Source organism: Spirillospora albida, from assembly GCF_000718255.1.
Taxonomy (GTDB): Bacteria; Actinomycetota; Actinomycetes; order Streptosporangiales; family Streptosporangiaceae; genus Spirillospora; species Spirillospora albida.
Map to the genome: position 1 here is coordinate 36,448 of NZ_JOFJ01000023.1, position 15,507 is coordinate 51,954.

11 protein-coding genes are annotated in these 15,507 nt (G+C 73.0%); 5 read left to right on the plus strand and 6 right to left on the minus strand.

Annotation, left to right across the window (positions count from 1 at the left end; all coding sequences use genetic code 11):
* Window positions 1–31 precede the first annotated feature (31 nt).
* On the minus strand, window positions 32–4,609 hold the full coding sequence (locus tag IE99_RS0125025; protein ID WP_245623336.1) for an ATP-dependent helicase: 4,578 nt from the start codon (window positions 4,607–4,609) through the stop codon (window positions 32–34).
* A 117-nt stretch (window positions 4,610–4,726) separates the two neighbouring features.
* Between IE99_RS0125025 and IE99_RS0125030 the strand changes: the two genes are divergently transcribed.
* Window positions 4,727–6,022, plus strand: a complete 1,296-nt coding sequence (locus IE99_RS0125030) for an alpha/beta hydrolase (protein ID WP_051713203.1) — start codon at window positions 4,727–4,729, stop codon at window positions 6,020–6,022.
* Window positions 6,023–6,031: 9 nt separating this feature from the next.
* Entirely contained in the window at window positions 6,032–6,226 is a 195-nt protein-coding gene (locus tag IE99_RS0125035) for a DUF3046 domain-containing protein (protein ID WP_030175789.1), read from the plus strand.
* Between the two features lie 16 nt (window positions 6,227–6,242).
* Here the strand turns inward: IE99_RS0125035 and IE99_RS0125040 are convergent, their stop codons facing one another.
* The 4 genes from IE99_RS0125040 to IE99_RS0125055 all read right to left on the minus strand — a co-directional run bounded on the left by IE99_RS0125040 (window position 6,243) and on the right by IE99_RS0125055 (window position 9,317).
* Window positions 6,243–6,701, minus strand: a complete 459-nt coding sequence (locus IE99_RS0125040; protein WP_030175791.1) for a DUF350 domain-containing protein — start codon at window positions 6,699–6,701, stop codon at window positions 6,243–6,245.
* A gap of 55 nt (window positions 6,702–6,756) precedes the next feature.
* Window positions 6,757–7,914, minus strand: coding sequence for a glutathionylspermidine synthase family protein (locus tag IE99_RS0125045; RefSeq protein ID WP_030175794.1), 1,158 nt, complete (start codon window positions 7,912–7,914; stop codon window positions 6,757–6,759).
* A gap of 3 nt (window positions 7,915–7,917) precedes the next feature.
* On the minus strand, window positions 7,918–8,238 hold the full coding sequence (locus tag IE99_RS0125050) for a hypothetical protein (RefSeq protein WP_030175800.1): 321 nt from the start codon (window positions 8,236–8,238) through the stop codon (window positions 7,918–7,920).
* A gap of 209 nt (window positions 8,239–8,447) precedes the next feature.
* A complete protein-coding gene (locus IE99_RS0125055) occupies window positions 8,448–9,317 on the minus strand; it encodes an ATP-grasp domain-containing protein (protein WP_030175801.1) in 870 nt (289 codons plus the stop codon).
* 241 nt (window positions 9,318–9,558) lie between these two features.
* Here IE99_RS0125055 and recA point away from each other — a divergent pair, with 241 nt between their 5' ends.
* The 3 genes from recA (at window position 9,559) to rny (ending at window position 13,324) form a co-directional block, all read left to right on the plus strand.
* Window positions 9,559–10,689: a recombinase RecA gene (gene recA / locus IE99_RS0125060; RefSeq protein ID WP_030175804.1), complete on the plus strand. Its 1,131-nt coding sequence runs from the start codon at window positions 9,559–9,561 to the stop codon at window positions 10,687–10,689.
* Window positions 10,690–10,771: 82 nt separating this feature from the next.
* Window positions 10,772–11,320: a regulatory protein RecX gene (locus IE99_RS29735; RefSeq protein ID WP_051713205.1), complete on the plus strand. Its 549-nt coding sequence runs from the start codon at window positions 10,772–10,774 to the stop codon at window positions 11,318–11,320.
* Window positions 11,321–11,752: 432 nt separating this feature from the next.
* Window positions 11,753–13,324 (plus strand): ribonuclease Y, encoded by a 1,572-nt coding sequence (rny, locus tag IE99_RS0125070; RefSeq protein WP_030175810.1) that lies wholly within the window; start codon window positions 11,753–11,755, stop codon window positions 13,322–13,324.
* Between the two features lie 79 nt (window positions 13,325–13,403).
* Here the strand turns inward: rny and IE99_RS0125075 are convergent, their stop codons facing one another.
* Entirely contained in the window at window positions 13,404–15,407 is a 2,004-nt protein-coding gene (locus IE99_RS0125075) for a S9 family peptidase (protein ID WP_030175812.1), read from the minus strand.
* Window positions 15,408–15,507: the final 100 nt, after the last annotated feature.

A 15,507-nucleotide genomic window follows, 5' to 3' on the forward strand; every position in this document is an offset into this window, starting at 1 on the left:
GACCCGGCCGGGTGGGGTGTGCGGCTGCGGGTCAGTTGCGGAGGCGCAGGCCCCGGGGGGTCGGGTGGAAGCCCGCGGCCTCCAGGGCGGCGGCGAGCGGGGTGTCGTTGATGGATTCGCCGTCCGCGCGCTCGACGGTGAGCTTGCCCAGGGCACCCTCGCGGACGGCCAAGGCCAGCGCGTCGACGGCGGGGCGCAGGATGTCCGGGTCGTCATCCCAGGTGAGGAGGGTCCGCCCGCCGCGTTCGACGTAGAGGGTGAGGCGGCCCTCGACCAGGACGACCAGGGCGCCGGCCTTGCGGCCCGGTTTGTGGCCGCTCGCGGCCTCGCCCTCGCGCTCCGGCCAGGGGAGGGCGGCGCCGTACGGGTTGGCGGGGTCGGCGGCGGCGAGGACGAGGGCGCGGACGTCGGAGCGTGCCGGGGTCTCCCAGAGGGCGGAGATGTCGTCCGGCGCGGCGGACGGGCGCAGGGCACGCAGGCGGTCGACCGCGCCGGGCAGTGCGAACTGCGCCGCGCCGAGGCCCTCGACGAAGTAACCGCGGCGGCAGCGGCCGCTCTCCTCGAACGCGCGCAGCACCGGATAGACGGCCGCGAAACCGCCCGGGGTGCGTTCGGCGGCGACCGCGCCCCGGATGACGATGCCGTACCTCTCCAGGAGCGACTCCGCGAGGGCGTGCGAGCGGAGGGTCGCCGTGGTCTCGCGCGAGGGGAGCAGCCACCAGCGTCCCGCGACGGTGGGCGGGCCCGCCCTCGACGGCAGGACGGGGCGTCCGCGCCGGGACGTCCGGGAACGGTGCGCGGGACGGCCCGCCCCCAGCGCCGCGCGGAGCGGCGCGAAGGTGTCGTTGGTGAGGTGGCCCGCCCAGACGAGGTCCCACACGGCGGTGACGAGGTCGGCGTCGGCCGTGGTGGTGTCCCGGTTGACGCGGTCGGAGAGGGTGCGGAAGAACAGCGCGCCGCCGTCGCCGAGGGCGTCCAGGACGGCCTGGTGCACGGGGGTGAGGGTGATCTCGGCGGGTTCCGGCATCAGGAGCGGCGCCGTGTCGGCGAGGTGGAGGGAGACCCAGCCGTCGCCGCCCGGCAGACCGCCCTGCCCCGCCCAGACCACCTCTCCGGCGGACGTGAGCTCGTCCAGCATCGCGGGGGAGTAGCCGGCGACACGGGAGGGGAGGATCAGCGATTCCAGGGCGGACGCCGGCACCGCCGCCCCCTGCAACTGCTCGATGGCCTGGACGAGCGCGTCGATGCCCCGCAGGCGGGAACCGCCCGTGATGCCGTGCCACGCGGGCAGGAAACGGCCGAGCGCCTCAGGCGGGGACGGCTCCACCTCGGCGCGCAGCCGTGCCAGGGAACGGCGCCGCAGGGTCCGCAGGACGCCCGTGTCGCACCACTCGGCGCCCAAGGGGCCGGAGACGGACGCGACGGGCAGGAACTCCCCTTCGACGACCCGTCCCGCGCCCGACAGGCGGCGGAGCGTCTCCACGACGACCGCGACGCCGAGCCCGAACCGCGCGGCGGGCGCCGCCGCCTGGAAGGGGCCGTGGGTGCGCGCGTAGCGGGAGACGAGGTCGCCCAGGGGATCGTCCACGGGTTCCAGGAACGCCTCCGGAATGCCCACCGGAAGCGGGGAGCCGAGGGCGTCGCGGAGGCGCCCGGCGTCCTCGATCGCGGCCCAGTGCTCCGCACCCGCGACGCGGACGCGGATCGCGCGGCGCGCCTCCTCCAGGTCCGCCAGCCACCGTGACGCCCGCACCGGCGGCGCTGCGCCGTCCGGCCGCGCCTCGACGCGGTCGGCGACCTCGGAGGTCGTCAGGGGCCCGAGGGCGCGCAGCAGATCGGCCACGCCCTCGAGGTCACGGGCCCGGCGGTCGGACGCGAGGCGCTGCAGCTCGCGTTCCGTCTCCGCCACGGCCTCCGGGTCGAGCAGTTCGCGGAGGTCGGCCTGCCCGAGGAGTTCCGCCAGCAGGGCGGAGTCGAGCGCGAGCGCCTGCGCGCGGCGTTCGGCCAGGGGCGAGTCGCCCTCGTACATGAACGCGCCGACGTAGTGGAAGAGCAGCGAGCGCGCGTACGGGGACGGCTCGGGCGTCTCCACCTCGACGAGGCGGACCTTCCGGCCGGACAGGTCCCGCATGAGCTGCACGAGGCCGGGCACGTCGAACACGTCCTGCAGGCATTCGCGCATCGTCTCCAGGACGATGGGGAAGGACGGGTACCTCCCCGCCACCGACAGGAGCTGCGCGGCGCGCTGCCGCTGCTGCCAGAGCGGCATCCGCTTGTCGGGGCGGCGCCGGGGCAGCAGCAGGGAACGGGCCGCGCACTCCCGGAACCGCGCCGCGAACAGGGCGGAGCCGCCCAGCTCGTCGACCACGATGCGCTCGATGTCGTCGGCGTCGAACAGGGCGAGGTCGAGGCCCGGCGGTTCGTCCATGTCGGGGATGCGGATGACGATGCCGTCGTCGGCGTGCATGGCCTGCGCGTCCATCCCGTACCGCTCGCGGAGCCGCCCGGCCATGGCGAGCGCCCAGGGCGCGTGCACACGCGCGCCCAGCGGGGAGTGGACGACGAGGCGCCAGTCGCCCAGCTCGTCGCGGAAACGCTCCACCACCATGGTGCGGTCGTCGGGGACGTGCCCGGTGGCCTCCCTCTGCTCCGCCAGGTAGGAGACGAGGTTCGCGGCGGCCCAGCCGTCCAGCCCGGCCTCGGTCACGCGGGCGAGGGCCTCCTGCGCGGGAAGCCGCACCAGTTCACGGGTGAAACCGCCCAGGGCGCGGCCCAGCTCGGCCGGGCGGCCGAGCGTGTCGCCGTGCCAGAACGGGAGCTTGCCCGGCTGCCCCGGCGCGGGCGACACCAGGACCCGGTCGGGCGTGATGTCCTCGATCCGCCAGGAACTGGCGCCCAGGACGAACACGTCCCCGACCCGGGACTCGTACACCATCTCCTCGTCGAGTTCGCCGACCCGGCTCGACTTCTCGCCGACGAGGAACACGCCGAACAGGCCGCGGTCGGGGATCGTGCCGCCGCTGGTCACCGCCAGGCGCTGCGCTCCGGGGCGGTCGCGGAGGACGCCCGTCACGCGGTCCCAGACGAGGCGGGGGCGCAGTTCCCCGAAGTCGTCGCTGGGGTAGCGCCCGGCGAGCATGTCGAGCGTCGCCTCCAGCGCCGAGCGGGGGAGCCCGGCGTACGGCGCGGCGCGCTTGACGAGGGACTCCAGGTCGTCGACCTCCCACTCGTCCATGGAGACCATCGCGACGATCTGCTGCGCCAGGACGTCGAGGGGATTGCGCGGGTACCGCAGCTCCTCGATCTCGCCGCCGCGCATCCGCTCCGCCACGACGGCCGTCTGCACGAGGTCGCCCCGGTACTTGGGGAAGATGACGCCCTTGGACACCGCGCCGACCTGGTGGCCCGCGCGTCCGACACGCTGGAGGCCGCTGGCGACGGACGGGGGCGACTCCACCTGGACGACGAGGTCGACCGCCCCCATGTCGATGCCGAGCTCGAGGCTGGACGTCGCCACCACGGCGGGCAGCCGTCCCTCCTTCAGGGCGTTCTCGATGCCGGCGCGCTCCTCCTTGGAGACCGAACCGTGGTGCGCCCTGGCGATCTCCTGGGGCGCGCCCTTGGCCGCGCCCGCCTGCGCCATGGTCTCGGCGGGGGAGTGGTCCTCGGGGAGGGGCCCGCCCGTGGCGCGCTCGTGGGCGAGTTCGTTGAGGCGGCCGCAGAGGCGCTCGGCCAGGCGCCGCGAGTTGGCGAACACGAGCGTCGAGCGGTGCGCCTCGATCAGGTCGAGGAGGCGGTCCTCCACGTGCGGCCAGATGCTCCTCTGGCGCGGGTCCGCCGCGCCGGAGTCGCCGACGAACCCGCCGACCTCCCCCATGTCCTCGACGGGGACGACGACGTCGAGATCGAAGACCTTCTCGGACGGCGGCTGCACGACCGCCGCGGGGCGCGGTCCGCCGAGGAACGCCGCCACCTCTCCGGCGGGGCGGACGGTCGCCGACAGCCCGATCCGCTGCGCGGGGCGGGCCAGCAGGGCGTCCAGGCGTTCGAGGGACAGCGCCAGATGCGCGCCGCGCTTCGTGCCCGCGACGGCGTGCACCTCGTCCACGATGACGGTCTCGACCCCGCGCAGCGACTCGCGCGCCTGGGATGTCAGGATCAGGAACAGCGACTCGGGTGTGGTGATCAGGATGTCGGGCGGTTTCACGGCCAGCCGCCGGCGCTCGTCGGCGGGGGTGTCGCCCGACCGCATCCCGACGGTGACGTCCGGTTCCGGGAGCCCGAGCCGCCGGGCCGCCTGCCGGATGCCGGTCAGCGGCGCGCGCAGGTTGCGCTCGACGTCGACCGCCAGGGCCTTCAGCGGCGAGACGTACAGGACGCGGCAGCGGTGCCGGGGATCGGGCGCCGGGCCGGGCAGCGCGAGCCGGTCGAGCGACCACAGGAACGCGGCGAGCGTCTTGCCGGAGCCGGTCGGCGCCACGACCAGGGTGTTCTCGCCGCCCGCGATCGACTCCCACGCGCCGGCCTGGGCGGCGGTCGGCGCGGCGAACGCCCCGGCGAACCAGGCACGGGTCGCCGGCGAGAAGCGTTCGAGCACGTCATCGCCCACGTCGTCCATAGTGCCGCGCACGTCTGACAAATCGCGCCCGGGTGGCGCGCGTCACATTGTAAGCAAGCGCTTGTCTGGGCATGGTCTACCTGAAGGACGCACCCCGAAGGAGTCCCGATGACCTACGCGCTCCTGGCCATGGGCACCCTCTTCCTGCTGCTCGCCGCGAACGCGCACGCCCCCCGCGCGCAGAGCGCCCTGCTCGTGCCGAGCTTCTTCGCCGGATGGCTGACGATCGAGCTCGCCCCCCACCTGCTCGTCGCCGAGGCGGTCGCGCTCGGGCTCACCGCCTACCACGGCGGCCTCGAGCACTGGGCGGGATGGATCGGACTCGTCGCGGGGCTCCTCGGCATGGCGGGCCTGGCCGCCACCCTCGCCGTGTCCCGCCGCACCGTCGTCACCCTCCGCGAGAGCGGCGCGCCCCTCGACCTCGATCCCGAAGGCGCGCCCCGCTACCCCCTGGCGCCGCTGATCGTGCCGCCCCTGTGCCTGGTCCCCCGCAAGGGGGTCGCGGTAGAGCGCAACGTCGTCTACCGGCAGGACGGCGGGCTGCGGCTCAAACTGGACGTCTACCGCCCCGCGTCCGCCGGTCCGGGCGACCTGCGCCCCGGGCTCATGCAGATCCACGGCGGCGCGTGGGTCATCGGGGACAAGCGCGAACAGGGCCTTCCCCTCCTCAACCACATGGCCGTGCAGGGCTGGGTGGGCTTCAACGTCAACTACCGGCTCAGCCCCCGCGCCACCTGGCCGGAGCACCTCATCGACCTGAAGCACTTCCTGGCGTGGTACCGCGAGCACGCGGCGGAGTACGGCGCAGACCCCGACTTCCTCTGCGTGACGGGAGGGTCCGCCGGGGGCCACCTCACCGCGATGGTGGCGCTCACCGCCAACATCCCCGAATTCCAGCCCGGCTTCGAGGACGTCGAGACGTCCGTCCAGGGCGCGGTCCCGTTCTACGGCGTCTACAACTTCTATGAAGCCGGCCCCTGGCCCGTCCCCATGGGCGCCACCCGGCTCGTGGAGCGGATGGTCGTCAAGAAGCCCTTCGCGGAGAACCGCGACGCCTATGTCAAGGCGTCCCCGGTCACGTACGTGCGCGAGGACGCCCCGCCCTTCTTCGTCGTCCACGGCGACCGCGACTCGCTCATCCCGGTCGCCGAGGCGCGGCGCTTCGTCGAACGGCTCCGGAACGTCTCCGCGGCCCCCGTCGTCTACGCCGAGATGAAGGGCGGCCAGCACGCCTTCGACGTCTTCCCGTCCTACCGGAGCGCACGCGTCGTGCAAGGTGTCGAGCGCTACCTGACGGGCCTGCACCGGCAGTACCGGGAGGGTGCCCGCCCCACGGTCCCGGACGAGGTCGCCGAATCCGTGCAGGAACACGGCGAATCCGTGGAGGAACCCAGGGTCGGATAGCGTGACCCGGTGCGGCTGACAGATTTCTGGGACCGGATGAGGCGGCAGTTCGGCGAGCGCTACGCGGAGAGCGTCGCGAAGGACTACGTCCTGGCCGAACTGGGCGGCCGCACCGTCGAGCAGGCCCTCGCCGACGGCAAGGCCCCCAAGGAGGTCTGGCGGGCGGTCGTCGCGACGTTCGACGTCCCGCCCGCCCTCCGCTGACGGCCCGGCGGGCGGCTCAGTAGACGGCGACGGCCGTCACGAACCCGATCATCAGGTTCGCCACCCCGAGCAGGACCGCGGCCGGCTCCAGTTTGTCCTCGGCGTCGTCCGCGAGCTGCTTGATGCTGATCCCCACCAGCTTGTCGAAGACCAGGGTGGCGACGGTCTGCGCGACGATGCCGACTCCGCCGAACACCAGCGTCCGCGTCAGGCCCTCCAGCAGGTCGCCGCCCGACGCGAAGATCGAGACCGCCACGATCAGGCCGACGCCGACCGTCGAGGCGCACGCGAGCAGCGTCGCGTTCGGGTTGCGGTGCTCGCGGATCACCGTGATCAGGCGGCCGGGCGTGGCGAGGTCGGTCATGTAGAACCCGACGATGAACAGCACCAGGCCGACCGCGGCGTACGCGAGAAGCGCCCCGGTACCGTCCAGCAGTACCTGGCCGAGACTGTCGTCGGCCGCCAGCGTTCTCATGGGTTCTCCTTTGGGGGATGCCTGCCCAGGGGATGGCAGGAGTGCTTCTTCGGGGCTACAGGGGAATGCGGTGGGGCACGAAGGAGGACGTGTCGTCGGTGACCAGGCCGGCGGTCTCCCGGATCCCGATCCCGGCCGACTCGTCATGGACGACCCACGCGCCGATCACCGGGTGCTGGCCGTCGAACTCGGGCAGCGGGCAGAACTCCTGGAACACGAACCCCTCCGCGCCGTACTTGCCCTCGGTACGCTGCTCACCGCCGTCCGCGGAGACGAGGCGCATGCTCGCGCCCTCGCGGCCCAGCAGGGGCTTCTGCACGTACGAGGTCAGGTTCGACGGGGTGTTCAGGTACGTCGGCAGCAGGTTCGGGTGCCCGGGGAACAGCTCCCAGAGGAGGACCAGGAGCGCCTTGTTCGACAGGATCATCTTCCAGATCGGCTCGATCCACGACATCGGCGTTCCGGGGATGCTCCGGCCGAACGGCTCCGAGACGATCCACTCCCACGGGTACAGCTTGCAGAGCGTGCGGATCTCCTGCTCGTCCAGGTCCACGAAACGCCCGCGCTCGGGATTCCAGCCGACGTCCTCCATGGCGATCGCGATCCCGGGGATCCCGGCCTCCTCGGCCGTCTCCTGCATGTAGGCGATCGTCATGACCTCCTCGCCGGTCTCGTCGCCGTTGGTCCACGCGAAGTGCGCAGGGCCGGCACCGAGCCGGGGGAGGATCTCCTTCCAGCGGGCGACGAGGCGCTCGTGGATGGAGTTCCACTGGTCGTCGTCCGGATACACGTCCTGCAGCCAGTACCACTGCACGATCGAGCTCTCGAGCAGGGCGGTGGGGGTGTCGGCGTTGTACTCCAGCATCTTCGCCGGGCCGGTGCCGTCGTAGCGCAGGTCGAAGCGCCCGTACAGATGCGGGTCCCGGCGGCGCCAGGACTCCTCGATGAGCGGCGCCACCCAGTCCGGGATGCCGAGGACGTGGTAGCGGCCGGTCGTGACGACGTGCTCCACCACCTCCAGGCACATCCGGTGCAGCTCCTCGACGACCTCCTCGAGCGCCAGCACCTCGTCCATCTCGAAGACGTAGTGGACGGACTCGTCCCAGTAGGGGCGGGTCAGGTGCTCCGGGTGCGCGGTCCGGTGGAAGGCGAGACCGTGCGACTCGACCTTCTCCTCCCAGCCCTTCCGGGGCGTGGAACGGGAACGGCGCACCGGCTAGCTCCCGCTCGAGCCGCTGCCGCCGAACCCGCCGCGCAGCGTGCTCCCGCTGCTCGACTTGATCTTGCCCTTGCCGGGCGCGAACGAGCTGCCGCCGGACACGTACCCGTTGCTGCCGCGCTTCCCGCCGTAGTACCAGAAGTACTGTCCGTACGAGGAGTAGCGGCCGACGTCGCTCCGGTTGCAGTTGCTGTCGGGGACGACGCGGTAGCCGCCCGCGGTGGCGCCGGTCACGGGGGTGGCGAGACGGTCCACGCACCACGCGGTGGTGGACTTCGTACTGCACCCGACCAGGGTCAGCGACAGTGCGCTCACCATCCCGACCTTCACGGCACGGGAACTGAGACGCCGGATGGGCTCCTGTGGGGGCAAGGGAACCGTCCTTCGAGACGAGTCGGCGTACGTCCGGACAGAGCCGGACGGCATGGTCGAACCGGCCCCTCGGGGAACGGTTCCGTCATGGGAGCCATAGCCTAGGGGCGCGGGACATGAGACGGAAGCGGGCGGCGTTCCGGTTCCATCACAGGTCAGTCGGGTACCGGCAGGTGCGCGTACAGGTCCATCGCGTCCACGGACGAGGGAAGGTCGCTCACCTGGCCGTCCCCGACCTCCACGACCCGCCACTCGCCGTCCGTCCTGCGTGCCAGGTCCGTCGTGATGAACCGGCACCCGAGCGCCCGGACGGCCGGGGCCACGCGGTCCAGCTCCGGATCGGTCTCCACGTCGGGGGTGTCCGGATGCGGCCCCACCAGCGCGGGCTCACCGTCCACCCACCAGACCCGCGCCTCGCCCTCGCCGTCGTACGGCTCGAACTCGCGCACCACGAGACCGCCCGCGAGGAACTCGTCCCGCAGGGCGACCATCTTGGCCGCGACATCGTGCAGCCGCGCCAGGTTCTTCACGTCCGGGACGAAGCACGCCTCGTCCCATTCGTGCTTGCACGACTTCACGTAGTCCTTGACCACGGCCGGCCCCGCCCTCAGCGGCCGGACGAGCTCTCCCAGGGCGGTCAGGTCGCCGGGATCCTGGCCCGGCTCGAGGGGCCGCCACACGCTCGGCGGCGTCAGCCCGGCGAACGTGTCGTGCCAGCCGGGCAGCTCGTGCGCGCGCCGGTAGTCGTCCGGATGGGTCAGCAGCAGCGTTCCCCGCGCGCGCAGCGCCGCGGCCAGGGCCGCGTACTCGCCGGCCGTCAGCATCCACCCGCGGTACCACGCCGGGCCGAGGTCCCACGGGACCGCGCGGACGGCGCCGTCCGCGTCCCCGCGCCGCAGCGCCTCGTGGTCGATCAGGGCGAGCTCGCCGTAGTGGTCGCGCACGGCGGCCGCCTCGCGCGCGAAGTGCGGGTCAACGCGCCGGGGGTGGATCGGATCGACGCAGAAAAGGACGGTCAGCGTCATGATGGAGCCCCTCCGTGGACGGCGCCAGCGTACGGGGTTCCGCCCCCGCGACGCACGGAGAATCCGAGCCGAATCGCATCACACCGCGATGATCGAACTTATGTTCGGTAGGCTGTTCCCGGCGCGCGGCGCCGCCCGCGGTCGCGCCGGGTCCCGGAAAATGTCGGTGGCCCGCCGTAGCGTCGCCCCGACACAGCAGGCAGCGGCCGAGAGCCGACAGTCACGACGAGAAGGACATCTCATGGCAGCGAACGACCGGGAGAAGGCTCTCGAGACCGCACTCGCCCAGATCGAGCGGCAGTTCGGCAAGGGCTCCGTCATGCGGATGGGCGAGGAGGCGCGCGCGCCGGTCGAGGTGATCCCCACCGGCGCGATCTCCCTCGACATCGCGCTCGGCATCGGCGGGCTGCCCCAGGGCCGCGTCGTCGAGGTGTACGGCCCCGAGGGCTCCGGCAAGACCTCCATCGCCCTGCACGCCGTGGCCAGCGTCCAGAAGCGGGGCGGCATCGCCGCGTTCATCGACGCCGAGCACGCGCTCGACCCCGAGTACGCCAGCAAGCTCGGCGTCGACATCGACGCCCTGCTGGTCTCCCAGCCCGACACCGGCGAGCAGGCCCTGGAGATCGTCGACATGCTGATCCGCTCCGGCGCGATCGACATCGTCGTCATCGACTCCGTCGCCGCGCTGGTGCCCCGCGCCGAGATCGAGGGCGAGATGGGCGACAGCCATGTCGGCCTCCAGGCCCGCCTGATGTCGCAGGCCCTGCGCAAGCTCACCGGCGCCATCAACCAGACCAAGACCACGGCCGTCTTCATCAACCAGCTCCGCGAGAAGGTCGGCGTCATGTTCGGCTCCCCGGAGACCACGACCGGTGGCCGCGCGCTGAAGTTCTACGCGTCCGTCCGGCTCGACGTCCGCCGTATCGAGACGCTCAAGGACGGCACGGAGGCCGTCGGCAACCGCGTCCGCGTCAAGGTCGTCAAGAACAAGATGGCCCCGCCCTTCCGCGTCGCCGACTTCGACCTCCTCTACGGCCAGGGCATCAGCCGCGAGGGCGGCCTGATCGACCTCGGCGTGGAGCACGGCTTCGTCCGCAAGTCCGGCGCCTGGTACACCTACGACGGCGACCAGCTCGGCCAGGGCAAGGAGAACGCGCGCAACTTCCTCAAGGCCAACCCCGACCTGGCCGACGGCATCGAGAAGAAGATCAAGGAGAAGCTCGGCATCGGCCCGAAGGTCGACAAGGAGGCCGAGCCCGTCCCCGCCGACGCGCCGCCGGCCGCCGCGATGCCCGCCAAGGCCCCGGTGCCCGTCAAGGCTCCCGCGGCCGCCGGCCGGAAGACCACCAAGGCCAAGGCGACCGATTCCTGACACCCGCCCGGTCCGCCGAACGCGCCCTGTGCCGGTGGCCGGCGGTGTTCGGGCATCCGTGTGCACGTCGGTGGGGAGGGGCATGAGCCGGGCGGCGAGTGAACGGGGCGAGGAGGAGGGCGGGGGGTCTCCGGAGGGCCGCGCCCGCGAGATCTGCCTGCGGATGCTGGCGGCGGCGCCGCGCACGCGCGCCCAGCTCGCCGACGCGCTGCGGCGCAAGGGCGTGGCCGACGACGTGGCCGAGGGCGTCCTCGGCCGGTTCGGCGAGGTCGGCCTCATCGACGACGAGGCGTTCGCGCAGGCGTGGGTGCGGTCGCGCCACACCGGCCGGGGGCTGGCCAGGAGGGCCCTCGCGGCGGAGCTCCGGCGCCGGGGCGTCGCCGACGAGACCGTCAGCGACGCGGTCGAGACGCTCGCCCCCGAGGACGAGGAGCGCACCGCGCGCGCCCTCGTCGCGCGCCGGCTCGCCGGGACGCGGCGGGCCGAGCCCGCCGCGCGGATGCGGCGGCTGGTCGGCATGCTCGCCCGCAAGGGCTACCCGCCGGGCCTCGCCTACCGGGTCGTGAAAGAGGCGCTGGAAGAGGAGGGGGCCGACCCCGGGCTCCTTCCGGACGACCAGCCGTTCGACTGAGGCCGCGAGCGGTCCCCGGGCGCGACACGCCGGGGAGGAGAGCCCTGTCCTGACCGCGGCTTGACCCCGCGAGTCACGGGTGCGCAGGTGGCCGGGGGTACCGGCGGCCGGAGACCGGTCAGCGGCGCTCGTGCGGCCGTTCGGCCGGTCCGGAATGCGGGTCGTTTGCTTGCTCATTACCTGCGGGCCGCTTACCGTTACGGCAGTGAGGAGTTACTCCGCGTCTCGCGGATCGCTATACGGTTCAGCACGTTCGAGCAGCTGAGAGGCATAGAGGACACGTTCATCGGCCGGTTTCGGCCGTTCCCTCCGGGACGCGCGCACGCGGCCCGGTGATGTCGTGTCCCCGGCGCCGTCCGCCGGGAACGGGTGAATCCTCGCGGGACAGGGTCCGACTCCCGGTGGGACCCGTGGCGCGGAAGGATCTGCCTCATGGAGAGCGTCCTGCTGGGTGCAGCGGTGCTGGTGACCCTGGTCGCTCTCGTCCTCGTCCTCCTGCGGCGGCCGGGCACGTCCGGGAGAGCCGCGGCGGAGATGGCGCGCGCGCAGAGCGAGGCCGACGAGATCCGGTCGGCGGCGGCGCGGGACGCGCAGAGCGCCCTGGAGAAGGCCGAACGGCAGGCGGCGGAGATCGTGTCCGCGGCGCGGGCGGAGCTGGAGGAGGAGGGCCGCTCCCTCCGCGAGGACGCCCGGGTGCTCCGGGACGACCTGGAGCGGCGGGAAAAGCGCCTCGCCGAGCGGGAGCGGCGGCTGGACGGCGAGGTCCGGCGCCTGGAGGAGTGGTCGGACCGGCTCGCGGAGAGCGGCCGGGCCCAGGAGGAGCGCGAGCGGGAGCTGGCGGCCGTCGAGGACGACCGGCGCCGCGTCCTGGAGCGGGCGGCGGGACTCACCGCCGCCCAGGCCAAGGCGGAGCTGGTCGCGGCGATCGAGAACCAGGCCAAGCGCGAGGCCGTTCCGATCACCCGGGAGATCGAGAACGCGGCGCGCGCGGAGGGCGACAAGCGCGCCCGCAAGATCGTGACGCTCGCGATCCAGCGGGTGGCGAGCGAGCAGACCGCCGAGTCGGTGGTGTCGGTGCTCCATCTGCCGAGTGACGAGATGAAGGGCCGCATCATCGGGCGGGAGGGGCGCAACATCCGGTCGTTCGAGACGACGACCGGTGTGAACCTCATCATCGACGACACGCCCGAGGCGGTCCTGCTGAGCTGCTTCGATCCGGTGCGGCGCGAGGTGGGCCGCCTGACGCTGGAGAAGCTCGTCCAGGACGGGCGCATCCATCCGCAGCGCATCGAGGAGATCTACGAGCGCAGCAAGGCGGACGTGGAGCTGCTCTGCGTGCGTGCGGGGGAGGACGCGCTCGTCGAGGTCGGCATCGGCGACATGCACCCGGAGCTCATCGCGCTCCTGGGGCGGCTGCGCTACCGGACGTCCTACGGGCAGAACGTCCTGAAGCACCTGATCGAGTCCGCGCACATCGCGGGCGTCATGGCGAGCGAGCTGCGGCTCCCGATGGAGGTCGCGAAGCGCTGCACGCTCCTGCACGACATCGGCAAGGCGCTCACGCACGAGGTGGAGGGCAGCCACGCCCTGATCGGCGCGGAGATCGCCCGCCGGTACGGCGAGCACGAGGACGTGGTCCACGCGATCGAGGCTCACCACAACGAGGTCGAGGTCCGGACGGTGGAGGCCGTCCTCACGCAGGCGGCCGACGCGATCAGCGGCAGCCGCCCGGGGGCGCGCCGCGAGTCGCTGGAGGCGTACGTGAAGCGGCTGGAGCGGCTGGAGGAGATCGCCCGGGACAGGCACGAGGGCGTCGAGAAGGTCTTCGCGATGCAGGCCGGCCGGGAGATCCGGGTGATGGTGAAGCCGGACGCCGTCGACGACATCCAGGCCCAGGTCATCGCGCGCGACATCGCGAAGCAGGTCGAGGACGAGCTGACCTATCCGGGCCAGATCCGCGTCACGGTGGTCCGCGAATCGCGCGCGATCGAGTTCGCCCGCTGAACCCGGTGCGACGGCAGAGAGGGACGGGCACCCGTCCGCCGTGCGGGGGTCGCCCCGGCGGAGGCGGACGGGCGGCGCGTCAGCCGGTCCTGAGCTCTATCGGGGCCACGCCGCGGGGTTCGAACCCCAGGGTCTGCCCGTAGAACGCCAGTTCCGCCTCGAGGCAGGCGACGACGGTGTCGGCGCGGCGGAACCCGTGGGACTCGCCCTCGAACGTGAGGTGCGCGTACGGGGTCTTCTCGGCGGCGAGGGCCATCGCGAACCGCTCCGACTGGTCGGGCGGCACCACGGGGTCGTCCATGCCCTGAAGGAGCAGGACCGGGCACGCGGTCCGGTCCGCGCGGGTGAGCGGTGAGCGCTCCTCGTAGGCGCGTTCGAAGCCGGGCAGGGGGCCGATGAGGCCGAACAGGTAGTGCGACTCGAAGTCGTGGGTGGCCTCGGCGAGGCTCTGCAGGTCGCTGATGCCGAAGTAGGACGTGGCGGCCTTGAAGACGTCGCTGCGGGTGACGGCGGCGAGCGTCGTCCAGCCGCCGGCGGAGCCGCCCCGGACGGCCAGCCGGGCGGGGTCGGCGATGCCGCCGTCCACGAGGGCCTGCGCGGCGGCGACGACGTCCTCGACGTCGACGACGCCCCACTGGCGGCGGAGCCGTTCCCGGTAGGCGCGGCCGTGGCCGGTGGAGCCGCCGTAGTCGACGTCGATGACGCCGATGCCGCGGCTGGTGAAGTACGCGCGCTCCAGGTCGAGCGCCGTCGTGACGTGGCTGGTCGGGCCGCCGTGGACGAACACCACGTACGGCGGCAGCTCGCCTTCGGGGGCGGCGGCCTCCGGGTTGGCGGGCGGGAACACGTAGGCGTGGACGGGGCGCCCGAACGGCCCTTCGAGACGTTCCGCGCGGGGCTCGGGCAGGTAGGCGGAGTCCGGCACGTCGGGCAGTTCGCGGCGCAGGCCCTCGACGCGCCCGGTGGCGGTGTCGACCCGGACGACGGACGGAGGGACGCCGGGACCGCCGCCGATGCCGACGATGGTCGTGCCGTCGGCGGACAGCTGCGGCAGCCAGCTGCCGTAGGGCACCTCGAGGTGGACGAGGTCGAGCGTGTCCGGGTCGTAGACGCCGAGCCGGAGGTCGCCCTCACCGTGCAGGACGGCGAGCCGCCCGTCGCCCAGCCGCGCGTACGGCATCCCGCCGAGCTCCCAGAGGGGGCCGGTGAACTCCTCCTCCGCCGGGTAGAGCGCCTGCGGGGACTCGCCGTGCAGGCCCACCTGGTAGATGTTCCACCAGCCGGGCCAGTCGGAGATGACGTAGAGGGACTCGTCGTCGCGCCAGAGGGGGGCGAGGGCCGATTCGGTGAGCCCGCCCTTGACGGTGCGGGGCGCGACGGTCCCGCCGTCCTCGAGCGCGGCGACCCGGACCTCGGTGCCGTCCCACGGCATGCGGGGGTGGCTCCATTGCACCCAGGCCAGGTGGCTGCCGCTGGGGGAGGGGGCCGGGTTCGCGTAGAAGTGCGCGCCGGAGACGAGCTCGCGGATCCTCCTCGCGTCGTCGGCGGCGCTGCCGTCCAGGGGGACGGCGACGATGGCGCGCCGGATGCCGCCCGGGGTCCCTCCGGTGCCGTCCTCGCCCGCGGGGGTCGGGGCGATGTGGCCCTCGCACACGCACCAGATCTCGGTGCCGTCGGGCGAGAGGACGTAGTCGGCGTACCGCAGCCCGGCGGGGATGGCGGGCTCGGGGGTCAGCGGCCGCGGCTTCGGGTCGTTCTCGTCGAGCCGGTGGAGCCGCTGGTCCTCGTAGTTGGAGAACACGATCGCGCGCCCCTCCGGGGTGCTGATCGGCAGGTAGGACCGTCCGCCGTACTCGTGGACGCGGGTGCGCGCGTCCCAGGGGGCCTGCAACAGCTCGGTGCGGTGACCGCCCTTGAGATGGATGACCGTCGTTCTCCCGCCCTCCTCGGGCCGGGTCTCCTGCCACCAGACGTCATCGCCGGCGACGGTGGGGAATCCGAGGCGCAGCCGGGCGCGGGCGACGTCGGCGGCGGAGATGGGGGAAGGCCAGGAGCCGTAGGGGAGGGTCGCACGAGCGGTCATAGCGGAATCGTCCCGCATACGGGGATGTGTTGGGGCCATGACGGGCCGTTTGCCGTCGGAAAGATACAAGCCGGTCACCGGTGACCATGCGGATCCGCCC